Here is a 24,893-nt window from a genome sequence, read left to right as displayed (position 1 = left end):
ATGTGGGTGCGGGAATCGGATGGATCGGGATGTGAATGCAGCGATCAATATCCGAGAAGAAGGAAAAAGAATTTTATGCGCATAACTGCGGCTGAAATATGCCCGTAACCGAGCAGAAAAGAACCGCGGGGCACGCGGGGATAGCTTATTGATACTTAGCCCTATCGGGTTATTGAGTAAGAAGCCCCTACTTCAAAGCTTTAGGGCTTAAGTAGTGGGAGCATGTCACTAATTAATATAGGAATATTGAACAAAATAATAAAATATGGTCAAAATATTATTTTTTTTCTATAAATACGGAAAGAACGAATAAATAAAGATATAATAATACGGAATAAATCTGGAGGTGTAGTAAAAAGTGGAAAAGCCTTGTATCGAGTATATCAGTGCATGTGCGTGATGCGAAGTATTTGGCGACTTGGTTCAAGTCCTGGAGAAAGAATATGAAGGACGGGTAAATGTAAGAATTTATCGCGCCGGCAAGGATTTCGATTATATTAAAAAGTACGGAGCAATTACGAAGAGTATGCTGATTATTAATGAGAAAAAAGCAATTACAAAGCTGACTAAACCTGCTGTGCGTCAGGCTTTTGAGGAGGCATTGAAGTTATGATATCCGAATTGGGAAGTTTTATTTTCAGCATCATTCAGTCCGCGTGGTCAATGCTGAACAGTTCTTCTTCGTGGATGGTATTCAGTTTTGCTGTGGCAGGTGTGCTGCATGAATTCCTGAAACCGGAGAAGATTCAGAAAACCGCGATCGGTTCCAAGAGGATCAGCGGCGTGTTTTGGACAACACTGTCCGGAATGTTTATACCAATCTGCAGTTGCGGTACGATCCCGCTTGGAATCAGTATGTATTACAGTGGTGCATATCTGGGGCCGACACTGGCATTTATGACCAGTACACCGATGATCAATCCTCTGGCTGTGATTCTGGCATGGGGACTTTTGGGAAAAGAAATTACGATTATATACATAATAACCGGATTTGTCGCGCCGATGATTATTGGAATCGTGGCAAATCATTTCGCGGGGAATGAACTGCATATCGGTCTTCGAAATAAGAATAATGAAGAAGCAGAAGGAACCATTTCCCTGGAAACAGACGAAGAGGAAGAACCGGCTATGATCCAGCTGGAATTCGAGGAACCGTCCGTCTGGGAAAAACTGAAGAGTGGACTGAGATGGTCGTTTACAGAACTGAGCGTGACTATCAGCAAATACACGGTGTCCGGAATGCTGATCGCGGGATTTCTTTTTACAGTGGTACCACAGTCATTTGTGCAGGATTATCTGGGGAATCCGGGTATGATCTCCCTTCTGGGGATTACAGTTGTCGCAGCACTCATGTATGTCTGCGCAGTAGGACACATCCCGTTTATTGCAGCGCTGGTTGCGAGCGGTGCGGCTCCCGGAGTGACGATCACCTTTTTGATGGCCGGAGCCGGAACCAATATTCCGGAGCTGCTTACGATTTCCAAAACGATTGGGAAACGAGCTATGTTTATGTATTTTTCCATGGTGGTCGCGATTTCCAATCTGGTTGGCTATATCACAAACCGACTGCTTATGCCGGGATTCAATCCGGTACTGGATTTTGACAGAACGTCACACACGATTCAGCAGGCCAATAAACTGATCATTGCACTGCCGGATTGGGGAGAATGGATCTGTAGTGGGATTTTGGTTGCGTATGCAGCATATGCATTGTCTACAGCTATCAGATCGAAAATGAAGAAGGCATAGCAGATGAACAGTGATAAAAAGATTGTGGTTTTTCTGGCAGGTTTTATTCTGGTCGGAGTTATGGTAACCGTTTTCTTCCCGAAGGAAAGGGAGAAAAATGGGGATGCAGTGATCCGGATCGGTGCAGGAGACGATATCTCCGGAGTGCTGATGAATGAAACGGTTGATGAATTGAGTGGTAAATATACGATCGCGGAAACTATGGAGAGTTCTTCCTTTAAAGATTGTTGAAGTAATATGGCTCAGTGGGCACTGAGTGCGGATGAGATCAATGTTGCGTTTTATTGCGGTCATATCGCACAGCATACGGTTGAGGAAAATGAGAACGTCATGATTTATGGACCAACCGTGATGAATGCAGAAGTGATCTGTTTTAAAGATGATTTTGATCAGGTAAGAACGGTTGGAGTCAGTCGGGGAAGAGAGCAGGAAAAGGCAGTTGCGCAGAAAACATACCCCCAGATTGAAAAATTTGAGGAAATTACGCAAAAAGGAATTCTGTATTCTCTGGAAGACGGACAGGTGGACGCAGTGATTCAGGATTTAACAAAGGCTGCGGGAGTGCCATCTTACTTGTGCAAGCCGCTTTCTGACACGGATTATATTTCCTATGTTATCGTCGTTGACAAAAAGTTTGCTCAGACGGAAGCGTTTGCAGATTTTATAAATAGCTACAACAAAGCAGTTGACAAGCTGAATAAGCCGGAATACCTGGCAGAGAAACTGGGAGTGGAAAAAAGCTGGTTTCAGGATAAAACAATTCAATTTTTACGGTTAGAAGAAAGTGAGGATTAGAAAATGTCCATATCAGTAGAAGGAATTTCGAAAACTTTTAAGGGCAGGAAAAGAAGCTACGGCTTAAGTGACAAAAGAAAAAGGAATTGCAATTAATTATTTTAGAAGGAAAAAGTTTAGAAGGGAAGCAATTGAATATGGAACAGAATGTAGAGCGTAAGTTTAATAGCAGACAGAATCAGGTGAGACATTATATTCTGGAGTTTACAGTGAATGAAGGCAGAGCATTTAATCTTGAGGAAGATAAAGCAGGTGTGCTTTAGGAACTGTCTATGACGGAGCAGGAATATTGGGACTGTATCCGCGGTATCCGGCGAACCGGTCTTTGTAAAAATTGTGAATGGAGAAGTGGCAGATTATGCGCCGAAGACGCTTCATGCGCTGACTTTTCCACTCGGAGAATTGTCGAATTGGGCAGGTTCATGCTGAAATGTCATGAATTTCTTCTGCAGCAGTGCAGAATTCGACCAGTATATTACTGAAATGGAGCTGGACCCGGACAACCTTATCAAAGCAGATATTCACATCGCGGTAAGAGAGGCGAAGGCTACATTTGAAGTATAAAAACATTTTTACAGGAGGTTTTATACCATGAAAGTAGCTTATTTATTGGAATCCGAACATGCAAGAGAAATCCTTGAGAACATGATTATTCCTCAGATGGAAGAAGATCGTCACGGAGTTGAGGTTGCTGGTATGATGTTCTTCTTCGACAATGCATATATGCTTGTCGAAGGATTTGATATCGCTGCAAGACTTCAGAAATTAAGTGAGAAGACAGGCGTTCTTCTGATGGCATGCGACAGATGCTGTTACCAGAGAGATATCGCTGACAAGCTGATCGCACCGGCAGGAATCGGATGTTTCCCGAACGTATACGCAGCACTTGTACCGGCAGGAGTAGAGCAGGTGATTACTCTGTAAAAATATGAAACAAAAATGGCGGGAAATATACTTGAATTTCCCGCCATTTTTGTCAGCTTAGCTGAGTTCAATTTTTACAGCTTCTTCCGGTTTGAAATCATTTGCCAGATCGTACAGGTTATGACCTGTAGATTCACTGAGAACTCTTCCTTTGTAGGAATAGCAGCGGATAAAACGTCTGTTGTCGATAGATGACCAGTGTTCTACATCCCATGTAAGATATCCGTCAGCATCGGATCTTGGTGCCGGGAGATATACATCAACCTGACGTCCTGCTACCATGATATCAACCAGTCCCTGAGTATCAGCCTCTAATTCTACATTGTTTACGGTATCATATACTTTCATTGCAAAAACCTCCTTTAACTTGCTGGATGGATAGTCGCCCCGACTTCCATTTTTACACTACCTCTAGTATACATAAGTAGGAGACAAGGGGCAAGAGAAAAATATATTTTTCTTTAAGAAAGAATGTGATATACTACAAATGTATCATGCAAATTGGTATGGACTATAGAGACAAATGAAGGGTGACAAAAATGATATTTGATACACACGCTCATTATGATGATGAGCAGTTTCAGGAAGACCGGGATGCGCTTCTGGAAGCAATGCCGTCCCTTGGGGTAGGAACGATTGTAAATGTAAGTGCCACGTATGAATCTTGTTTACACGCAGTGGAGCTTGCAAAGAAGTATCCGCATGTATATGCGGCTGTCGGGATTCATCCGGATGAGGTGGGGGTTCTTGATGAGGAAAAGTTCGCAAAGATGCGGGAATTTTTTAAAGAGGATAAGGTGGTTGCGGTTGGAGAAATCGGTCTGGATTATTATTGGGATAACGAATCGCATGAGGTTCAGAGAAAGTGGTTTGTACGTCAGCTTGAACTGGCAAAGGAACTGAATCTCCCGGTGGTGATCCACAGCCGTGATGCTGCTGCGGATACAATGTATGTGATGGAGAATTATGCGAAAGATCTTGAGGGTGTGATTCACTGCTATTCCTATTCAAAAGAGATGGCTGAGGAATATGTGAGGATGGGATTTTACATTGGAATCGGCGGAGTGGTTACGTTTAAGAATTCAAAGAAGATGAAAGAAGTCGTGGGGGCAGTGCCACTGGAGCGTATCCTTCTGGAAACAGATTGCCCTTATCTTGCACCGGAACCGTTTCGGGGTAAGCGGAATCAATCATCTTATTTATTATATGTTGCAGAGCAGATTGCTGAATTGAAGGGGATTTCGGCAGAAGAAGTGATTGCCACAACGGAAGAAAATGCACGCAGAATGTATCGGCTGGATCCTGTTTAGCAGGCAGAATCCCTGCCGTATTATGTGAGAAACGAGAGGAGACAGCAAAGTGAAAGAACCGACATTAGGGAATCCGCAGAATACCATTGAGATTCTGCAGAAATATCGATTCAATTTTCAGAAGAAATTCGGACAGAATTTTCTGATTGATACGCATGTACTGGATAAGATTATCCGGGCAGCGGACATTACGAAGGATGATTTTGTGTTGGAAATCGGGCCGGGGATTGGAACGATGACGCAGTATCTTGCATGTGCGGCGCGAGAAGTGACGGCGGTGGAGATTGATAAAGCATTGATCCCAATCCTGGAGGATACTTTATCAGATTATGATAATGTGACAGTGATTAACGAAGATATTCTGAAAGTGGATATTGCTGCGCTTGCAGAAGAGAAAAATGGAGGAAAGCCGATTAAGGTGGTTGCGAATCTTCCATATTATATTACGACACCGATTATCATGGGACTGTTCGAAAATCATGTGCCGCTGGAGAGTATTACAGTTATGGTGCAGAAGGAAGTGGCAGACCGAATGCAGGTAGGACCAGGTACAAAGGATTATGGTGCTTTGTCGCTTGCGGTTCAGTATTATGCCGAACCGTATATTGTTGCAAATGTACCGCCGAATTGTTTTATGCCGAGACCTACTGTGGGATCTGCTGTGATCCGACTTACCAGACATGCGCAGCCGCCGGTACACGTCAGAGATGAAAAACTGATGTTCCGGATTATCCGGGCATCGTTCAATCAGAGGAGAAAGACGCTTGCGAACGGGCTTAAAAACTCGCCGGAATTGGATTTGCCGAAAGAGGTCATCAGTGAGGCAATCGACCGTCTGGGAAGAGGGGCAAGTATCAGGGGAGAGGCTCTTACACTGGAAGAGTTTGCAGAACTTGCAAATCACATCGGTGAGCTGATGTAGAATATAGGAGGAAACAAGTATGAGGTATCAGATACAAGGTGACACATTACCGGTAGTAATCTGCGAACTGGAGGATGGGGAGCAGATGGTGACAGAGAGAGGATCTATGTCATGGATGTCTCCGAATATGAAAATGGACACATCTACCAATGGAGGAATCGGTAAAGCATTCGGAAGAATGTTTTCCGGAGAATCCATGTTTCAGAATACTTACACGTCTCAGGGCGGGAAGGGACTGATCGCATTTGCATCCAGTTTTCCGGGTTCGATTAAGGCGTTTGAGGTGAGACCGGGACAGGAATATATTTTTCAGAAGAAGGCATTTCTGGCTTCGGAAGCAGGAGTAAGCCTGACCGTGCATTTTCAGAAAAAAGTAGCCTCTGGACTGTTCGGAGGGGAAGGTTTTATCCTGCAGAGAGTATCCGGAAATGGAATTGTATTTGCAGAATTCGATGGACACGTTGTGGAGTATGATCTGCAGCCTGGACAGCAGATCGTGATAGATTCCGGATATCTTGCCGCAATGACTGCGAGCTGCCAGATGGATATCCAGACGGTACCGGGACTTAAAAATATGGTATTCGGAGGCGAAGGACTGTTTAATACTGTAATTACCGGACCGGGGCATGTATGGCTTCAGACGATGCCAATCAGCAGTGTTGCAAATGCACTGAGACCGTATTTCCCAGCTGGAAATTAATGTAACAGTTTTTGTCAAATCTGCTTGGCTCAGAACAGTAACAATTAATAATTAGGTTATAAAACTTTAAGAATTATAGGATTGTATTTTTGTATACTATTTGATAGAATAGAGCAACACACCAAAATTGGAGACGCTTGATGGCGAAAGGTACTTATTGGTTTAAGACAGAAAGAAAGGGGTATGGTAGATGACCAATAACGGAAAAACTGTGGAGCAGGTGTTGTTCGAGAATACACCGGAGATTGAGAGACTTGCGGCGCTCTGTGAGAAGAGTAATGCGATTGACAAGGAGCTTTACACGGAATATGATGTGAAGCGTGGTCTTCGGGATGTGAATGGGAAGGGTGTACTTGCCGGGCTTACGAATATTTCGGATGTCTGCGCAAAGAAGATCGTGAATGGCGAAGAAGTCCCTTGTGAAGGCAATCTCTATTATCGGGGGTATAATATCAAGGATCTTGTCAGAGGATTTCTGGAGGCAGGACACTTTGGATTTGAGGAAGTCGCATATCTTCTGCTCTTTGGAGAACTTCCGAATGCTAAGCAGCTTGCGGAGTTTCATGAGATGCTGGTGGAGCGAAGAACCTTGCCGCCGACATTTGTCAGGGATGTTATTATGAAAGCCCCCAGTCGTGATATGATGAACAGCCTGTCGCGTTCGATTCTGAATTTGTATTCTTATGATGACAAGGCAGATGACACAAGCATTCCGAATGTCCTGAGACAGTGCTTGAATTTGATCAGCCAGTTCCCAATGCTGATGGTTTACGGCTATCATGCATATAATTATCGCATGGGTGATGACCTTTATATTTATGCACCGGAGCCGGATAAATCTGTAGCGGAGAATATCCTGATGATGCTGCGTGAGGACAGACAGTATACCGATCTGGAAGCGAAGCTTCTGGATATGGCGCTTGTACTGCATATGGATCATGGCGGCGGAAATAATTCGACATTTACGACGCACGTTGTGACTTCATCCGGAACGGATACCTATTCTACCGTGGCAGCGGCGATGGCTTCTCTGAAAGGCCCGAAGCATGGAGGTGCCAATATCAAAGTGACTCAGATGTTTGCCGATATGAAGAAAGAAGTAAAGGACTGGGACGATGATGATGAGGTGCGTGCATACCTGGAAGGCCTTTTGAACAAAGAGCGATTTGACAAGAAGGGTCTGATCTATGGAATGGGGCATGCGATTTACTCTGTTTCTGACCCGCGTGCAGATATCTTTAAGAGCTTTGTAGAAAAGCTTGCTGTCGAGAAGGGGTGTCAAAAAGAATACAATCTGTATGCAAAAGTAGAAAAGATGGCGCCGGAGATCATAGCACAGAAGAGAAAGATGTACAAAGGTGTAAATGCGAATGTGGACTTCTACAGTGGACTGGTATACAGTATGCTGGGAATTCCGGAGCAGCTTTACACACCGATTTTCGCGACAGCACGTATAGTAGGCTGGAGTGCACATCGTCTGGAAGAGTTGAAAAATGTAGATAAGATCATTCGTCCGGCATATAAGCCTCTGGCACCGCACAGAGAGTATGTGAAGATGGAAGATAGATCATAGTATATGAGAAGAGCAGTTGTTTAACTGCTCTTTTTGCTTGCCCAAAATATAGACGAAAAGTCAAGAAAAAGATTGACATTTAGAAATATTGAAGTAAAATATGTTTAGTATCGAACAATTCGAAAACGAACTAAAAGAAAGGCGGTAGTCGGATGACAGAAAAGAAGCGGGATCAGGTCGGTCTGGTCCTCAAGCGGCTGGATCATATGATGCGCCGGAACCTGTCGATGCATGTGAAGGAAGCAGGAATCGATGAGATTACACTGATGCACGGATGGATCATTCGGTATCTGTATGAGAACCGGGACCGCGATATTTTTCAAAAAGACATTGAAAAGCACTTTTCAGTAGGACGTTCGTCTGTCACGAACGTTATTCAGTTGATGGAGAAAAAAGGATATCTTCGGAGAGAGTCGGTGGACTATGATGCCCGCCTTAAGAAAGTATTGCTCACAGAGAAAGGGATTTATACCCATGAAAAAATCGAAGGGATCATCAGTGGACTTAATGTCAGGACGCTGGAAGGAATCTCAGATGAAGAATTGGATGCCTTTTTTATTGTTACTGAGAAATTAGAGAAAAATCTTATAAAACAAAAGGAACTTTTTATCAACAAGGAGGAGAGAGATGATTCGGACATTACTGAAAGAAGTAAAAGAATTTAAAGCTGCATCAATCATAACGCCGATGTTCATGATTCTGGAAGTGCTCATGGAAATGATGATTCCGTATTTGATGGCTTCTATTATTGATGACGGAGTCAATGCCGGAGACATGGGACACATTTACAAAGTCGGAGCGGTGATGATCGTTGCAGCCTTTGTGGGGCTTTTTGCCGGAATTATGGGAGGAAGGTTCGGAGCGAAGGCTTCCACAGGATTTGCGAGAAATTTAAGAGAAGCGATGTTTCGCAATATCCAGACATTTTCATTTTCCAATATTGATAAGTTCAGCACAGCCGGGCTTGTGACAAGACTTACGACGGATGTGACAAATATCCAGAATTCCTATCAGATGGTACTCAGGATGTTTACACGTGCGCCTGCCAGCCTGATCTGTGCGATGGTGATGGCATTCCGCATTAACGCGCGCCTGGCTTCCATCTACCTGATTGCTGTAATTATTCTGGGAGGAATTTTGTTCTTTATCATGAGCAATGCAACCAAATATTTTCAGATGGCATTTCCGAAATATGATGATATGAATGCTTCTGTGCAGGAAAATGTGTCAGCGATCCGGGTGGTAAAAGCTTATGTAAGAGAAGAAGAGGAAACACAAAAATTTAAGCGGACGAGTGAGAATATTTATAAGATCTTTAAAAAGGCTGAATGCAATCTGGTTTACAATTCACCGATCATGCAGTCTACCGTTTATACCTGTATTCTGCTGATCAGCTGGCTCGGTGCAAAAATGATCGTTTCTGATACATTGACCACCGGAGAATTGATGAGTCTTCTGACATACTGTATGAATATTCTGATGAGTCTTATGATGCTGTCCATGGTTTTCGTTATGATTTCCATGAGTATGGCAAGTGCTAAACGTATTTCTGAAGTTCTAAGTGAGACCAGTGATCTGAAGAATCCGGAAGAACCGGTTCATGAAGTGAAAGACGGTTCTATTGAATTCAGAAATGTGGATTTCTCTTATAAAAAAGATGCAGGAGAGCCGGTGTTGAAGGATATTAATATCTGTATTCATTCCGGTGAAACGATCGGAATTGTCGGAGGGACGGGAAGTGCGAAAACTTCGCTTGTGAATCTGGTAAGCCGTCTGTATGACGTGACGCAGGGAGAAGTGCTTGTAGGCGGAAGAAATGTTAAGGAATATGATATGGAATCCCTCCGTAATCAGGTTTCCGTCGTGCTGCAGAATAATGTACTGTTTTCGGGTACGATTCTGGATAATCTGCGTTGGGGTGATAAAAATGCGACTCGTGAAGAATGTGAGAAGGCATGTCAGCTGGCATGTGCGGATGAATTTATCCGGAGATTCCCAAGAGGCTATGAGACACATATCGAGCAGGGAGGAAATAACGTGTCCGGTGGTCAGAAGCAGAGACTTTGTATCGCGAGGGCACTGCTTAAGAAACCGAAGATTCTGATCCTGGATGACAGTACCAGTGCGGTGGATACGGCAACCGATGCCAAAATCCGCAAAGCTTTTGCTGAGGAAATACCGGATACGACAAAACTGATTATTGCACAGAGAATTTCAAGTGTGCAGAGTGCGGACAGGATCCTTGTCCTGAATGAAGGAAAAGTGGATGGATTCGGAACGCATGAAGAACTGCTTGCCGGAAATGAGATTTACCGTGAGGTATATGAATCTCAGACAAAAGGCGGCGGAGATTTTGATGAAAAGGCAGGTGAATAGAAGATGGCAGGACCAATGAAGCCGGGAGCTCCAAGAGGACCAAAACCGAAGGTTAAGAATCCCGGGAAATTATTTATAAGACTGATGAAATATGTTCTCAAAAGCTATAAGATCCATTGTATTTTCGTGTTCTTATTCATTTGCGGAAGTGTGCTTGCAAATGTGCAGGGAACCATGTTTACCAAGAACCTGATCGATGACTACATTACGCCGTTTCTGCTTTCCGACACGCCGGATTTCGGACCGCTTGCACATGCGATTGGCAGAGTGGCCGTGTTCTATGCATTGGGAGTACTGTGTACCTATTTGTATAACCGGATCATGGTCAATGTAACGCAGGGAACGCTGCGGGATCTGCGAAATGATCTGTTTGAACACATGGAAAAACTGCCGATCAGGTATTTTGACTCTCATGCTCATGGAGATATCATGTCGGTCTATACGAACGACATCGACACGTTGAGACAGATGATCAGCCAGAGTATTCCGCAGGTGATCAACAGTGGATTTACGATCATCAGTGTATTTGTCAGTATGCTGATCTTGAATATTCCGCTTACGATTGTGACCCTGGTTATGGTGGCGCTCATGATCAAAGCGTCCGGATTCGCGGCAGGCAAGAGTGGAAAATATTTCATGGAACAGCAGGTGAATCTTGGAAAGGTTAACGGATATATTGAGGAAATGATGAATGGACAGAAGGTTGTCAAAGTCTTCTGCCATGAAGAGGAAAATGAAGAACGATTCAAAGAACTGAACGATCAGCTCTTTGAGAGTGCAGACAGAGCCAATACCTTTGCCAATGTGTTAGGACCGATCAACGCACAGCTTGGAAATGTGAGCTATGTAATCTGCGCGATTGTGGGAGGTATTCTTGCGCTGAATCATGTAGGCGGATTTACACTCGGCGGACTTGCAAGTTTCCTGACTTTTAATAAGAGCTTCAGTATGCCGATTAACCAGATCAGTAACCAGCTCAATGCGGTTGTTATGGCAATGGCCGGTGCAGAGAGAATTTTCCGGATGATTGATGAACCGATTGAGAAGGATGAAGGTTATGTTACGCTGGTCAATGCAAAAGAAGAAGACGGAAAGCTTGTAGAGAGTGCGGAGCGTACCGGAAGATGGGCATGGAAACATACGCATCAGGCAGACGGAACTACAGATTATGTAGAAGTGAAAGGTCATGTAGTCTTCAACGGAGTTGATTTTGGATATACAGACGAGAAGATCGTTCTTCACGATGTGAAACTTTATGCGGAACCGGGACAGAAGATCGCATTCGTAGGATCTACCGGAGCAGGAAAGACGACGATTACCAATCTGATCAACCGTTTCTATGATATTCAGGACGGTAAGATCCGGTACGACGGAATCAATATCAACAAGATCAAGAAACCGGATCTGAGAAGGTCTTTGGGAATCGTACTCCAGGATACACACTTATTTACCGGAACGGTTAAAGAAAACATTCGTTACGGGAAACTGGATGCGACCGATGAAGAGGTCATTGCAGCGGCAAAGCTTGCCAATGCAGACGGATTTATCCGAAGACTCCCGCAGGGGTATGATACCATGCTTCACGGAGATGGGGCAAACTTAAGTCAGGGTCAGAGACAGCTTCTTGCGATTGCCCGGGCAGCGATCGCAGATCCGCCGGTACTCATTCTCGACGAGGCAACCAGCTCGATCGATACAAGAACCGAGCGAATTGTTCAGGACGGTATGGATAAACTGATGCACGGACGTACCACATTTGTCATCGCTCACAGATTGTCAACGGTACGGAATTCAGACTGTATCATGGTTCTGGAACAGGGAAGAATTATTGAGCGGGGAACGCACGAACAGCTTATGGAGGAAAAAGGAAAGTATTATCAGCTTTATACCGGGAATGCAATCAGCGCGTAAATGAAAAATATGGAATTTATGTCAGGGGATGTGCCCTTCGGAAACGAAGAGACATCCCCTGATGCTGTATCAGGGCACCCGAAAACAGATTGCTTTTTCCTGTGCAATGCCATATACTTTTATTTGTATGAGAGCGAAAAGAACTGGTCGGTGCTCGTTGTATATGCGTGTACCTGTCTGGACGAAGTGGGCAAGATCCCATGGGTGATGTATCACTATCGTAAATACATATGGGTCAAGGACTTGACCCGTGAGCTTTAAAAAAGAAGGAGGAAGAAAAATATGATGATTATTGGAGTGATTCTGGCGGCTCTTGCAGTGCTGATTCTCATTGTAGTGCTCCGCGCGGTCATGCTGAAGCCGACTGAAGCAAAGGAAGCAAAAGTGAAGCTTGATACGAGTCAGCGGAGTGTGGAATACGGAAAACGTCTGGCAAAAATGATTCAGAAAGAGACGATCTCCTGTTTGAATCAGGAAGACAGAAGCGAGTTCTATGAATTTCATGAGGTTTTGGAAGAATTATTTCCGAACGTGCATAAGAACTGTGAGAAGCATGTATTTAACGGAAGCCTGCTCTTTAAATGGAGCGGAAAAAGCAGTCAAAACCCGATTCTTTTTATGAGCCACCAGGATGTGGTAGAAGCAGGCGGAACTTGGGAACATGCCCCTTTCAGTGGTGACATCGACGAAGAAGGAAGAGTATGGGGAAGAGGAACGGTGGATACCAAAGGAAGCCTTTTCTGCATCTTCACGGCGATCGAAGAACTGATCGGAGAAGGATATCAGCCGGAAGTAGATGTCTATATCGGAAGCAGCTGTACTGAAGAGTGGAGCGGTGACGGAGCTCCGGCTACCGTTGAATATCTGAAAGAACAGGGAATCGAACTTGCGCTGGTACTGGATGAAGGCGGCATGATTATCGAAGAGCCGATCGGTGGAGTCAAAGGAACCTATGGCATGGTCGGCGTTGTGGAAAAAGGATATGGGGATGTCAAATTCACGGCCAGAAGCAACGGAGGACACGCGAGCGCACCGAAGAAGAATTCTCCGCTTGTTCGTCTCGGAAAATTTATGGTAGATGTAGAAAAACACAGCCCGTTCGTGAACAAATTCACACCGACACTGGATGAAATGTTCCGGCGCTGCGCTCCGAATATGGATTTTGGAATGAAAGTAATCTTTGCCAATATGTGGCTGTTCAAGCCGCTTCTGGAGAAATTACTTCCATCTATCAACTCCGTGGCAGGCGCGATGATCCACACGACACTCGCATTCACCACGGCAAAAGGATCCGATGGCCTGAACGTACTCCCCCAGGAGGCCTATGTGACCGGCAATATGCGTTTCAGCCATCACCAGCCGAATGAAGAGAGCATCAAAGCCGTGAGCGAAATCGCAAAGAAATATGATATCGAGACAGAAATCATCTGCCAGGATCCGCCATGCCCGATCGTAGATTATAACAGCAATGCATTCCGTCTTGTAGAAGAAACAGCAAAAGAAATGTATCCGGGAATCGGTATCTGCCCGTATATCATGACCGGCGGAACCGACGCAAAATACTATTCCGAAGTCAGCAAAAACTGTATCCGCTTTGCGCCGCTGTACATCGATGGGCAGCAGTACGGAAGCATTCATGCGTTGAACGAGAATATTTATCAGGGGACACTTCCTATGGGAGTTGACTTTTATAAGAATGTGGTGAAGAAGAGTCGGTAGTCAGCCCTTGATGAAATAAGAGGTAATTGGATCTATGGAACCATACTATTACAACAAGATGACAAAACAGCAGCAGGGGGCATACCATGCAATCCTTCAGGGGGTGCTTGCAATTTCAGATGAATTTCAGATTCCCCGACTGGAAGCAGAAGACCTTTACAACGTGTTCTTCCGCCTTCGCCTCGACCACCCGGAAATATTCTGGGTGCCCGGCTATAAATACAAATATTATCCGGATTCACCCAATCTCATATTTGTCCCGGAGTATCTGTTCGAAAAAGGGAAAATTAAAGAGCATCAGAAAGCCATGAAGGCGAGAGTTGACAAATTAGTACGCCCGGCAATGAATTTGCCCGAGTGGGACAAAGAGAAATACATACACGATTTTATCTGTGAAAATGTACATTATGATAAGCTGAAAAAGCCATATTCCCATGAAATCATCGGTCCGCTTGGACAAGGTGTCGGGGTATGTGAGGGTATTGCAAAGTCAGTAAAGATTTTGTGTGATGCACTGGGAATCTGGTGCATCATTACAGTCTGCGGCAACAACCCGGATAAGGGGATTAAATATCGCCATACATGGAATATTGTGAAAATCGGTGGAAAATATTATCATCTGGATGCAACGTTTGATAATACGCTTGGAAAGGATGAAGTGCGTTACGATTATTTCAACCTGGATGATAAAAGTATCTTTCGGGATCATGAGCCTTTGATCGTACCGGCACCGGCCTGTATAGATGGGGATCATTTTTATTATAAAGAAAAGAAATTATCATTTACCAAAAAGGAAGAGGTATATAAGAGAGCGCTTCAGGCGGCGAAGAAAGGGAAAATGTTCACATTCCACTGGCGAGGAGGATATTTGACGAAAACGGTACTCGAAGAACTGTTGGAGTTGATCCAAAAGGCAGGAGAAGAGAAAGGAAAACGAGCAAAGATCAGCCTGAACTGGTCACAGGCAGTCATCCGATTCGCGTTTACGGAAAAAATTGGTCAGGCGGAAGTTGTGGTGGAAGAAGCAAATGAAGGAGAACTGGAATAGTGGATGCATTAGCTATGCTGCAGGAACTTCTGGAACAGGATCAATTTGAACTGGTGTTTCGGGAAAAGCAAGAAAAGGCAGACAAGGACATTCGTCTTGTTTATTTGATGAATGATGCGGTGGAGAGCTTTCTGGTGTTTAAAAATGCAAGGATGACCGGGGAGTACCGGAAAGACTATGAAGGAGAGCTGGAAGCCTCCATCAGCCATAATGGTAAGGAGTATATTTTGATTGTACGCCAGGGAAATTCAGTGGTCACTCTGTTTTTTGATGATATATTTCCAGAGGTACATCTTTATGATTATGGAGAAATCGGACATTTCTGGGTACGGGGATACGAATATCTCAGACAGCTGGAGTATCGGATCGCAATCTTAAGAGATAAATTGTATTATCTGGGGGAGGAATTCTGCACGCCCAAGGAGCGAGAATTAGCTGCATTGTCGGAATTCCCGCCGTTGAATTATTGCTGTTATCCGGCGGTTCCGAATCAATATATTGTACCGAGAGAAGATGGATGGAGACCATCCGAAGAGGCAATCACGGTGATGGAAGAATTGGCCGGCAAGGTGAATGATAAGCGAATGAAGCGGATCCTCAGATTTTATCGAAGATATCCTCTTTCGACGGTGGCTAAAGAGATCGCACGAATGCTGCACCGGAATGCGCATGCAGAATTGGTGGATTTATTAAATAAGAGATTAAAAGAAGAATCTGCAGTATATCCGAGGCGCTCATTCGGAGAAGAAGATCAAAAATATATGGCGTTGATTGAGAAGGTGAAAAAGAGGCAGGAAGAACTGAAACTTCAGGGGCGGGAATCTGTACTTCTCCGAGAAGAACCCTTTGTGAATGTGAAAGACGGGATTAATTTTCAGGTACATTTGATGATCTGGGAGAAGGGGATCGTGAATAGGAAAGTGGTAGTGGAGAGTTATGAATTATAATGGGCAAGTGTTAGGAAAACGATTGTGGTGATATGAGTGAGTGTCTATGTACCCGTCCCCTAGTCACTTATAGAAAAAAACAATAAAAATGTCGAAATATCAAGTTAATCAATTGGACTTCTGCCCCGAAAAACGATAAAATAATATCAAAAGGGTGGGATGAGGAAGTATGTTAAAGCCCGATACGAAAGGAGTTCTGGCTAATTCAGTAAAGGAACTTCTTAAAGAAAATTCGTTTACCGATATAGGTGTTCAGGACATTGTACGATACAGTCGAGTATCAAGAACAGCATTTTATAATCACTTCAAGGATAAATATGATCTTGTCTGCTGGATTTACAGGACAGATGCAGACCAGATCTGCAAAGGGTTTACTGGCGAAAACTGGAGGAAATATCATACCAGACTTCTTGAGTATATGTTAAAGGAACGGGATTATTATATCAACGTTTCTTCTTATCATGGGCAAAATTGTATAGAAGATTATGTGACTGATTATGCGGTGGCATGTATGGAAAGCCATTTGAAACGAGAGCTGGGAGTTTGCGAACTTTCGGAAGAAGTTATGATTTCACTTTATATGTGGAATTTGACAAGAACGACAGTAATTTTTCGATGGATACGTTCGAAGGATAACAGAAGTCCTAAAGAAATAACACAACTGATATGCGGTTGTATACCGGAGCCAATCAGTGCATTCTATCATTAGTTTATGGGAAATATGTGAAGAGTTTCAAGAAACTGCGGATCATATTTCCCATAAACTTTTTATTATACACCTAATCAATGCCATAGAAGCTTTACATTTCGTGCTATTTGTTAACCTTATGAACAACAAGGAATGTTTGTAAATTCCGATTTCTATGAATTCCTTTTATAATCAAAGTGATATTTAGGTTATACTCTCGCAGAAGATGCAGACAAACTGGTGAGAGACAAAAAGGAGGATACTTTTATGAAGAAAAGAATCTTAGCAATCTTTCTTGCATCGGTTATGGCAGTAGGTTTGATTGCCGGATGTGGTGGAAAGAGTGAAGAGAAGACAACAGACACAAAAGAAGAGACACAAAAGGAAGAAGCAACTGGAGAAAAAATTGAAGGCGGTTCCATTGTTCGAGCAATGCCTACAGACATTTCAAGCTTAAATATCCTATACGAAACAGGTGATGAAGGAATGACTATGTTAAAACCTGTTTATGATCCGCTTTATATTGTTTCAAAAGATGGTGTTCGTTACTATCTTGCTGAAAGCCATGAAGTATCTGATGATGGACTTACGATTACAGTAAAGCTTCGCGACAATTTGAAATGGCATGATGGAGAGAGTATCACAACAGACGATGTACTGTGGAATTTTGAATTTCGTATGAATCCTGATAATAAATCAAGCAGTGGAACGAAAGTAAATCAGAAACCAGTTACAGTTGAAAAGATTGATGAATTGACATTTTCTGTGAAACTTCCAGAAGTTTCTGCTTCGTACGTGGCAACTCTCGGATCAATGAAACTGATTCCGAAACATGTCTATGAAGGAGAGGAAAACATAGCTTCTTCAGCATTGAACACTACACAGGGTGTTGGTTCTGGTCCATATAAAGTAAAAGAATGGAAAAAAGGCGAAAGTCTCACACTTGAAAAATTTGATGATTACTATCGCGATGTTAATCTTGATACAGTTATATTTAAAATTATGCCAAATGAAAGTGCACAGGAAATTGCATTTGAAAATGGAGAGTTGAATATTATTCGTGTATCTACCATTGACAAGTATGAAAAATATGCTGCAAATGACAATTATGAAATGGTAACATTGGACGAAGGCAGAATCAACTACATGGGATTTAATTCGAACAGTGAATTGATGAAAAACATTGAAGCCAGAAAAGCAATTGCGACGGCTTTAGATGTTCCTGCAATTGTAGAAGGAGCATATGGTTCTGACGACATTGCCGTTCCGGCGAAAACTGTTTTCTGTGATCAGAATTTCTATTATGAAGATATTGATGGATACAAACATGATCTTGAAGAAGCAAAAAAACTGGTAAAAGAAGCCGGACTTGAAGGAAAAACACTTCAGCTTGTTTATAACTCAAGCCGTGCAAATATGGAAGACTGTGCATTAATTATCCAGCAGCAGTTGAAAGAAGTTGGTATTAACGTTGAAGTAACTGGTTATGAAACACAAGGATTTTTTGAAAAATTCTTCTATACTGATTTAGGAGATTGGGATTTAGGATTGAATGGTTATTCAACAAATGGAGACAATCAGGGAGATGAGTACATGTTTAGTAATCAGGGATTTTTAAGTAAAAACTTATGTACAACTGATGAAATTGCCGATTTGTGGAATAAAGGAGATGCAACAACCGATCCAGAAGAACGTGCTCAGATTTATGCCGAATTACAGCAACAGATTAAAGATGCATATACAATGGTTCCGATCTCTGACTGCAACTTCATTTTAGCTGTAGACAAGCATCTAAAAGGATGTGATGCGATTAATGTAGTACCGGTATTTGAAGACTATACACAGCTTTACATGACAAATTAATAACTAATTAAAACTGTAAAAGAAGGGGTTGGAAGAACGGAATGTTTCTCACAGTCCCTTCTTTTTTTGAAAAGGAGACAATATGAGAAGGTATATTGTAAAAAGAATCTTGCAAATGATACCAGTAATTATACTTGTGTCAATCTTTTCGTTCATGATTATTCATTTTGCACCGGGAGATCCGATAAATATGTATATCAGGCAAGATATGACACAGCAGGAAATTGATGAGCTCCGCGTAGATTTGGGATTAGATGGCACAATCGCAGAACAGTATCTGGCATGGTTGTCAAATATTTGCAGAGGAAACTGGGGAAATTCATTGATTAATCATCAACCAGTTGCAAAACAGATTTTTGAAAAACTTCCTGCAACATTGCTTTTAATGGGGACGTCATTTGTTTTGTCAATTTTAATGTCAATTCCACTTGGTTTGGTGTCTGGAATGAAAAAAAATAAGGCTGCAGACCAGTTTATCAGCATATTTGCATATATTGGAATCTCTATTCCCGCTTTTTGGCTTGCGTTAATGTTGATAATCATCTTTTCGCTGAACTTGCACTGGCTTCCCAGTAATGGAATGAGAACAGTAGGAAGTAATTCGGTTCTTGATATTTTGTGGCATTTAATTCTGCCCGGGATCGTATTAAGCGTAGGAAATACAGCAGTATTTACACGATATATTCGTTCTAACACCATTACTCAGTTGGAAGAAGAATATGTTCTGACAGCAAAAGCCAAAGGTGTTTCAAAAAGACGAATTATGACAGGACATGTTTTGAAAAATTGTTTGCTTCCAATTATTACTATTGCAGGTATGAATCTTGCCAGTCTGGTTACCGGCTCCTTTATCATTGAATCAGTTTTTGGATGGCCAGGCATGGGAACTCTCGGAATGAGCGCTATTAATTCAAGAGATTACCCAATGATCATGGGATTTACAATGTTGTCTTGTGTAATTTTGATTATAGGAAATTTCATTGCGGATTTATTATATGGGGTGGCAGATCCACGAATTAAGCAGGAGGTAAAAAAAATACATGAATCTTGATAATGATAAAATAATATTGGAGGAAATAGAAAAAGAAGATGCATTTGATCCTGCAAATCGTGAAAATAAAGTGCAAGATGAAATTTATGAGAGAGGCATCTTCTATAATCTTCTGATGAGTTTAAAAGAAAACAAATTGGCAATCATCTGTTTGATTATTTTAATTATTATTATAATTGCCTCACTTCTTGCACCACTTTCCCCATATGATCCAGATGCAATGGATTTAAGGAGTAAGCTTTTACTGCCAAATAAAGAACATTTCTTTGGTACAGATAATTTAGGGCGAGATTACTTTACGCGCGCTTTGTATGGGGGGCGTGTATCATTGACTGTGGGGTTTTTCTCGATGTTGGTTTCAGTCATAGTGGGAACCATATATGGAACTATAAGTGGATATATAGGTGGTACAATAGACAATTTAATGATGCGTGCAGTAGATATTTTCATGTCTGTTCCAAGTTTTCTCCTGATTATCATAATTAATTCATTCCTTTCGCCAAGTATGTTTACTATGGTTGTTATTATTGGTATGTTCTCATGGATGGGAGTTGCCAGAATCGTACGTGCGGAGACAATGTCTTTAAAAGAAAGAGACTTTGTTCTTGCTGCTAAAAATATGGGGGCAGGAAATATGGAAATTATGCTCATACATATTATTCCCAATATGATACCATCGATTATCGTTGCCGCAAGTATAAGTATAGCTAGAGCCATTTTAACAGAGTCTTCTTTGAGTTTTCTTGGATTCGGAGTAAAACTTCCGATGTCTTCCTGGGGGAGTATGCTTCAGAATGCGCAATCTCAGATTATGGATGTGCCAACATTAGCCTTGTTCCCAGGAGCATTAATATTATTAACAGTACTTAGTTTTAATGTCCTTGGAGATGTTTTACGAAACGCATTAGAACCTAAAATGGTAAAATAAAGGAGTAAAAATATGACGGATAAAGAGTTGCAGGAATATGTTGTAAAAATGCGCAGACATTTTCACAAATATCCGGAACTTGGACTAAAAGAAGAAAAGACAAGTGCAAGAATACAAAAAGAGTTGGAAGAATTTGGATATAATGTCAAAAGATTTCAAAAGTGCCCTACAGGAATTATTGCTGAGATCCATGGCAGAAAACCCGGAAATAAGATTGTAGCACTCCGGGCAGACATGGATGCTTTACCAATACAGGAGGAAAGCGGTGAATCTTTTTCTTCGAAAAATGCAGGTGTTATGCATGCATGTGGACATGATGCACATGTCGCTATGCTTTTGGGAGCTGCCCGATTGTTAGCAGAGGCGGCAGATGATTTTGGCGGTACAGTTCGCCTTTTATTTGAACCGGCAGAAGAATTTGCCGGGGCCGGAAAACAGATGTTGGCTGAAGGTGCTTTAGACGGGGTTGAAACAGCTTTTGCGATTCATGTTCAAGAAGGAATTCCTACGGGGAAAATCCGGGTACAAGAGGGGATTTGTATGGCTGGAGCAGGGTTCTTTTCACTTACTGTTAAAGGAAAAGGCGGACACGGTTCAGCGCCAGACTGTGGTATTGATGTGATTCCGGCGGCATCAGCTATTGTAATGAACTTACAGACGATTATAAGCAGAGAAATAAGTCCACTAGACTCGGCAGTTGTATCTGTTGGAACGTTTCATGCTGGAACAAAAGCAAATATTATTGCAGATGAAGCGCAACTTACAGGATCTTTAAGATATTACAGCAAGAAAATTCAAGAGCAGTTGCCGGTGGCTGTAAGACGTGTAGTTGAGTCTACTGCTGCTGCTTATCGTGTTCAGACAGATTTAATTTGCCAGTGTGGTCTGCCGCCGGTAATCAATGATGCAAATTGCAGTCGTTTGGCAACAGAGTGTGCAGTTGCGTTAATGGGACACAAATGTCTTTATGAGGGAAATCCTTCCACAGGTTCTGATGATTTTGCCTATTATCTGGAAAAAGTTCCAGGTGTATATGCGTTTTTAGGAGTTGGAAATGAATCGGAAGAAGAACGAAGTCCGGCACATAGCAGTGGCTTCAAAATTGACGAAAGTATGCTGTATTTTGGAGCACGCATGTATACAGAATATGCATTGCGTTATTTGAAAGGGAGAAATTCAGATGAATAATTTAATTGAGGTGAAAAATCTGTGTGTCTCATATCAGACTTATGCGGGCGAGGTGAAATCTGTCAGGGGTGTTAACTTTACGGTAGAAGAAGGAGAAACTCTTGCAATAGTAGGAGAATCCGGGTGTGGAAAAACAGTAACAGCCAAGACGATCATGGGACTGATCCAGTCACCTGGTATAGTGAAAGAAGGCAGTGAAATTATTTATGCGGGTAAGAATCTGATAGGGCAGTCTGAAAGAGAATGGGAATCTTATCGTGGTGGAGAATGTGCCATGATTTTCCAGGATGCTTTGGCAGCTTTGAATCCAACCATGTCCGTTGGAAAGCAGATAGCAGAAAATCTTATCATACATAAAAAAATGAAAAAAAAGGATGCGATGAAGAAAGCAGTTGAACTTCTTGGAAAAGTTGGAATCCCGGAGCCTGAAAAGAGAATAAAGCAGTATCCACATGAATTTTCGGGAGGAATGAGACAACGAGTTATGATAGCAATTGCTCTCGCATGCAGTCCGAAACTGTTAATTGCAGATGAACCAACCACTGCGTTAGATGTGACGATACAGGCACAGATTTTGGAATTGTTGAAAGAATTGCAAAAAGAACTAAAAACATCTATAATATTAATTACGCATGATTTAGGGGTCGTAGCAGATATGGCAGACCATATTGCTGTCATGTATTCTGGAAAAATTGTTGAAAAGGGATGTGGACGAGATATTTTTTATCATCCGAGACATCCATATACATGGAGTCTTCTAAATGCGGTTCCAAGACTGGATGGAGATCGAAAGAAGAATCTAGTATCTATTGAGGGCACTCCACCAGATCTTCTTCTTCCGATTAAAGGATGTGCATTTGCAGACAGATGTCCGTACTGTATGAATATCTGTACAAGACAGGAACCACCGGTATTTCAGTTTGATGGAAATCATAAGGCATCTTGTTGGTTACATCATGAAAAAGGAAAAAAAGAATGTCCATTTGAGACGGGAGGCGCATTATGTGTGGAAAAAGCATAAAAATGGAACCAGTCCTTAAAGTATCCCATTTGAAAAAATATTTTCCTATGGGGAATAATCAGATATTGAAAGCAGTTGATGATGTTTCGTTCGAAATATATCAGGGAAAAACCCTTGGGTTGGTAGGGGAGTCGGGATGTGGAAAAACAACCTGTGGGCGAACCTGTACAGGTTTATATTCCCGTACCGGAGGACAAGTGTTATTTAAAGGACAGGATGTCCATGAGTTGCGTGGAAAAGACAGGAAAGATTTTACCAAAAAAGTACAAACAATTTTTCAGGATCCATATGCTTCTCTAGATCCACGTATGAAAGTGAACGACATTATAGCAGAAGGAATACGGATTCATCATATGGCTTCCAAAAAGGAAGAACGGGAAATAGTACAGGAATTGTTAAGACAGGTAGGTCTTCAAAGTGAGCATGCAAACAGATACATTCACGAATTTTCCGGCGGACAGCGTCAAAGGATTGGAATTGCAAGAGCATTAGCAATTCATCCGGAATTTCTGGTATGTGATGAACCTATTTCTGCACTGGATGTTTCTATTCAGGCACAAATTGTAAATTTACTTCGGGAAATGCAGGATAAAATGGGGCTTACATATTTATTTGTAGCACATGATCTTTCTATGGTGAGACATATTTCAGATCAGGTTGCTGTAATGTATCTGGGTAAAATTGTAGAATTAACATCTTCAGATGAATTATACTCACATCCTGTCCATCCATATACACAGGCGCTTTTGTCTGCAATTCCGATACCTGATCCTGATGTAGAAGCAACACGAGAACGTATTGTTTTAAAAGGCGATGTGCCTAGTCCGATTTCACCCCCAAAAGGATGCCGTTTCCGAGGAAGATGCAAGTATGCAACTGCCAAATGCGGGGAAATCGAACCTGAAATGAAACAGATTGGAACGGGTCATTTTGTGGCCTGCCATTTGTATAACAAGGAGGATGCATAAATAATGAAGTATGATTTTACAACAATTATGGATCGTTTAGGAAAGGATGCCATAGCAGTTGATGTGCCGGAAAAATCCCCGGCATTCGGACCTCGTGATGAGGAATTTGATTTTATCCCGATGTGGGTTGCGGATATGAATTTCGCGACCGTCCCGACTGTGCAGGAAGCAATCAGCGAGCGACTTTCGCATCCGGCATTTGGATATTTTTCAACAAGAGAAGAGTACTATCAGGCAATCATCAACTGGCAGGAGACACGGAACCATGTCACTGGTCTCACGAAGGAATGTATCGGATACGAGAATGGTGTACTTGGCGGACTTGTCTCAGCGCTAAATGCATTTGCAGCTCCCGGAGACAGTGTTCTGGTACACAGTCCGACTTATATCGGGTTCACAGGAAGTATTACCAATGCCGGATACAAGATCGTTCTCAGCGAGCTCAAGCGAGATGCAGACGGAATCTGGCGAATGAATTATGACGACATGGATCAGAAGATCAAGAAGAATAAGATCCACGTTGCGGTCTTCTGCAATCCGCATAATCCGACCGGAAGAGTATGGGAGCGCGAAGAGCTGGAAAAAGCAATGGAAGTGTATCGGAAGAATGACTGTATCGTGATTTCAGATGAAATCTGGTCCGATATCATTTTAAATGGAAATCATCATACTCCGCTGCAGTCGGTCAGCGAAGATGCAAGAAATCGTACAATGGCACTTTACGCACCGAGCAAGACATTTAATCTGGCGGGACTGATTGGAAGCTATCATATTATTTATAATTCTTATCTGCGTGACCGCGTACGCGCCTGCAGCAGTAAGTGCCATTATAATTCCATGAATGTATTGTCCATGTATGCTCTGATGGGAGCTTACAGACCGGAAGGTATGGAATGGGTCGATGAACTGCGGGAAGTATTGTCCGGAAATGTGAACTACGCATATGATTATATTCTGGAACATTTTGATGGCGTGACGTTAAGCAAGCCGCAGGGAACCTATATGTTGTTCCTGGACTGCACCGAGTGGTGCGAAAAAAATGGCAAGACGATGGATGAGCTACTGAAAGCGGGATATCGTGTAGGTGTCGGCTGGCAGGATGGAAGACCGTTTCACGGAGAACATTCGATCCGAATGAATTTGGCGCTTCCGTTTACAAGGGTGCAGGAGGCGTTTGAACGATTGGATAAGTATGTTTTCAATCCATAAACT

At 42.5% G+C, this 24,893-nt stretch carries 24 protein-coding genes and 1 pseudogene; 24 read left to right on the top strand and 1 reads right to left on the bottom strand.

Features of this window, described 5'->3' with window-relative positions; all coding sequences use genetic code 11:
* Positions 1-358 precede the first annotated feature (358 nt).
* The 5 genes and pseudogenes from saoT (at position 359) to saoD (ending at position 3,468) form a co-directional block, all read left to right on the top strand.
* Positions 359-613 carry a thioredoxin-like (seleno)protein SaoT gene (gene saoT / locus ACTNBF_RS07785; protein WP_441025714.1) on the top strand — a complete coding sequence of 85 codons (255 nt, stop codon included), beginning with the start codon at positions 359-361 and terminating at the stop codon, positions 611-613.
* Entirely contained in the window at positions 610-1,749 is a 1,140-nt protein-coding gene (gene saoE, locus ACTNBF_RS07780) for an efflux transporter SaoE (RefSeq protein ID WP_441089012.1), read from the top strand. The genes saoT and saoE overlap by 4 nt, the downstream gene beginning before the upstream one ends.
* Positions 1,750-1,752: 3 nt before the next feature.
* On the top strand, positions 1,753-2,544 hold the full coding sequence (saoB, locus tag ACTNBF_RS07775) for an ABC transporter substrate-binding (seleno)protein SaoB (protein WP_311184829.1): 792 nt from the start codon (positions 1,753-1,755) through the stop codon (positions 2,542-2,544).
* A 143-nt stretch (positions 2,545-2,687) separates the two neighbouring features.
* A pseudogene (locus ACTNBF_RS07770) lies at positions 2,688-3,108 on the top strand (hypothetical protein); the annotation flags it as partial.
* A 27-nt stretch (positions 3,109-3,135) separates the two neighbouring features.
* Positions 3,136-3,468 carry a DsrE-related protein SaoD gene (gene saoD / locus ACTNBF_RS07765; RefSeq protein WP_441049547.1) on the top strand — a complete coding sequence of 111 codons (333 nt, stop codon included), beginning with the start codon at positions 3,136-3,138 and terminating at the stop codon, positions 3,466-3,468.
* Between the two features lie 57 nt (positions 3,469-3,525).
* Here the strand turns inward: saoD and ACTNBF_RS07760 are convergent, their stop codons facing one another.
* Positions 3,526-3,816, bottom strand: a complete 291-nt coding sequence (locus ACTNBF_RS07760) for a hypothetical protein (protein WP_427808106.1) — start codon at positions 3,814-3,816, stop codon at positions 3,526-3,528.
* Between the two features lie 191 nt (positions 3,817-4,007).
* Here ACTNBF_RS07760 and ACTNBF_RS07755 point away from each other — a divergent pair, with 191 nt between their 5' ends.
* The 19 genes from ACTNBF_RS07755 to ACTNBF_RS07665 all read left to right on the top strand — a co-directional run bounded on the left by ACTNBF_RS07755 (position 4,008) and on the right by ACTNBF_RS07665 (position 24,890).
* Positions 4,008-4,778, top strand: a complete 771-nt coding sequence (locus tag ACTNBF_RS07755; RefSeq protein WP_427808128.1) for a TatD family hydrolase — start codon at positions 4,008-4,010, stop codon at positions 4,776-4,778.
* Between the two features lie 49 nt (positions 4,779-4,827).
* Positions 4,828-5,700 carry a 16S rRNA (adenine(1518)-N(6)/adenine(1519)-N(6))-dimethyltransferase RsmA gene (rsmA, locus tag ACTNBF_RS07750; RefSeq protein ID WP_427808104.1) on the top strand — a complete coding sequence of 291 codons (873 nt, stop codon included), beginning with the start codon at positions 4,828-4,830 and terminating at the stop codon, positions 5,698-5,700.
* A 19-nt stretch (positions 5,701-5,719) separates the two neighbouring features.
* Positions 5,720-6,400 (top strand): TIGR00266 family protein, encoded by a 681-nt coding sequence (locus ACTNBF_RS07745; protein WP_427808102.1) that lies wholly within the window; start codon positions 5,720-5,722, stop codon positions 6,398-6,400.
* A 190-nt stretch (positions 6,401-6,590) separates the two neighbouring features.
* On the top strand, positions 6,591-7,973 hold the full coding sequence (locus ACTNBF_RS07740) for a citrate/2-methylcitrate synthase (protein ID WP_427808100.1): 1,383 nt from the start codon (positions 6,591-6,593) through the stop codon (positions 7,971-7,973).
* A gap of 152 nt (positions 7,974-8,125) precedes the next feature.
* Positions 8,126-8,638, top strand: coding sequence for a MarR family winged helix-turn-helix transcriptional regulator (locus ACTNBF_RS07735; RefSeq protein ID WP_427808098.1), 513 nt, complete (start codon positions 8,126-8,128; stop codon positions 8,636-8,638).
* Positions 8,601-10,349 (top strand): ABC transporter ATP-binding protein, encoded by a 1,749-nt coding sequence (locus tag ACTNBF_RS07730; RefSeq protein WP_441089011.1) that lies wholly within the window; start codon positions 8,601-8,603, stop codon positions 10,347-10,349. The genes ACTNBF_RS07735 and ACTNBF_RS07730 overlap by 38 nt, the downstream gene beginning before the upstream one ends.
* Before the next feature lie 3 nt (positions 10,350-10,352).
* Positions 10,353-12,260 carry an ABC transporter ATP-binding protein gene (locus ACTNBF_RS07725; RefSeq protein ID WP_441089010.1) on the top strand — a complete coding sequence of 636 codons (1,908 nt, stop codon included), beginning with the start codon at positions 10,353-10,355 and terminating at the stop codon, positions 12,258-12,260.
* Positions 12,261-12,521 (top strand): hypothetical protein, encoded by a 261-nt coding sequence (locus ACTNBF_RS07720; RefSeq protein WP_441089015.1) that lies wholly within the window; start codon positions 12,261-12,263, stop codon positions 12,519-12,521. It begins immediately after the preceding gene.
* A gap of 21 nt (positions 12,522-12,542) precedes the next feature.
* On the top strand, positions 12,543-13,979 hold the full coding sequence (locus ACTNBF_RS07715) for a M20/M25/M40 family metallo-hydrolase (protein WP_441029209.1): 1,437 nt from the start codon (positions 12,543-12,545) through the stop codon (positions 13,977-13,979).
* 34 nt (positions 13,980-14,013) lie between these two features.
* A complete protein-coding gene (locus ACTNBF_RS07710; protein WP_441049543.1) occupies positions 14,014-15,027 on the top strand; it encodes a transglutaminase domain-containing protein in 1,014 nt (337 codons plus the stop codon).
* Positions 15,027-15,974 carry a DUF3878 family protein gene (locus ACTNBF_RS07705; protein WP_441049542.1) on the top strand — a complete coding sequence of 316 codons (948 nt, stop codon included), beginning with the start codon at positions 15,027-15,029 and terminating at the stop codon, positions 15,972-15,974. Before ACTNBF_RS07710 ends, ACTNBF_RS07705 begins: the two co-directional genes overlap by 1 nt.
* 169 nt (positions 15,975-16,143) lie before the next feature.
* Positions 16,144-16,683, top strand: coding sequence for a TetR/AcrR family transcriptional regulator C-terminal domain-containing protein (locus ACTNBF_RS07700; RefSeq protein ID WP_441049541.1), 540 nt, complete (start codon positions 16,144-16,146; stop codon positions 16,681-16,683).
* 246 nt (positions 16,684-16,929) lie between these two features.
* Entirely contained in the window at positions 16,930-18,525 is a 1,596-nt protein-coding gene (locus ACTNBF_RS07695) for an ABC transporter substrate-binding protein (RefSeq protein ID WP_427820552.1), read from the top strand.
* Between the two features lie 82 nt (positions 18,526-18,607).
* On the top strand, positions 18,608-19,576 hold the full coding sequence (locus ACTNBF_RS07690; protein ID WP_427808083.1) for an ABC transporter permease: 969 nt from the start codon (positions 18,608-18,610) through the stop codon (positions 19,574-19,576).
* Positions 19,566-20,504 (top strand): ABC transporter permease, encoded by a 939-nt coding sequence (locus ACTNBF_RS07685; RefSeq protein WP_427820551.1) that lies wholly within the window; start codon positions 19,566-19,568, stop codon positions 20,502-20,504. Before ACTNBF_RS07690 ends, ACTNBF_RS07685 begins: the two co-directional genes overlap by 11 nt.
* A gap of 12 nt (positions 20,505-20,516) precedes the next feature.
* Entirely contained in the window at positions 20,517-21,692 is a 1,176-nt protein-coding gene (locus ACTNBF_RS07680) for a M20 metallopeptidase family protein (RefSeq protein WP_427808079.1), read from the top strand.
* Positions 21,685-22,713 carry an ABC transporter ATP-binding protein gene (locus ACTNBF_RS07675; RefSeq protein WP_427808077.1) on the top strand — a complete coding sequence of 343 codons (1,029 nt, stop codon included), beginning with the start codon at positions 21,685-21,687 and terminating at the stop codon, positions 22,711-22,713. The genes ACTNBF_RS07680 and ACTNBF_RS07675 overlap by 8 nt, the downstream gene beginning before the upstream one ends.
* A gap of 2 nt (positions 22,714-22,715) precedes the next feature.
* A complete protein-coding gene (locus ACTNBF_RS07670; protein WP_441089014.1) occupies positions 22,716-23,681 on the top strand; it encodes an ABC transporter ATP-binding protein in 966 nt (321 codons plus the stop codon).
* A gap of 3 nt (positions 23,682-23,684) precedes the next feature.
* Positions 23,685-24,890, top strand: a complete 1,206-nt coding sequence (locus tag ACTNBF_RS07665) for a MalY/PatB family protein (RefSeq protein WP_427820549.1) — start codon at positions 23,685-23,687, stop codon at positions 24,888-24,890.
* Positions 24,891-24,893 lie beyond the last annotated feature (3 nt).

Origin of the sequence: Bariatricus sp. HCP28S3_A4 (assembly GCF_052066395.1) — a bacterium.
Classification (GTDB): Bacteria; Bacillota; Clostridia; order Lachnospirales; family Lachnospiraceae; genus Allocoprococcus.
The sequence above is the reverse complement of the archived record's forward strand: the minus strand, read 5'-3'. Positions and strand labels throughout refer to the sequence as shown.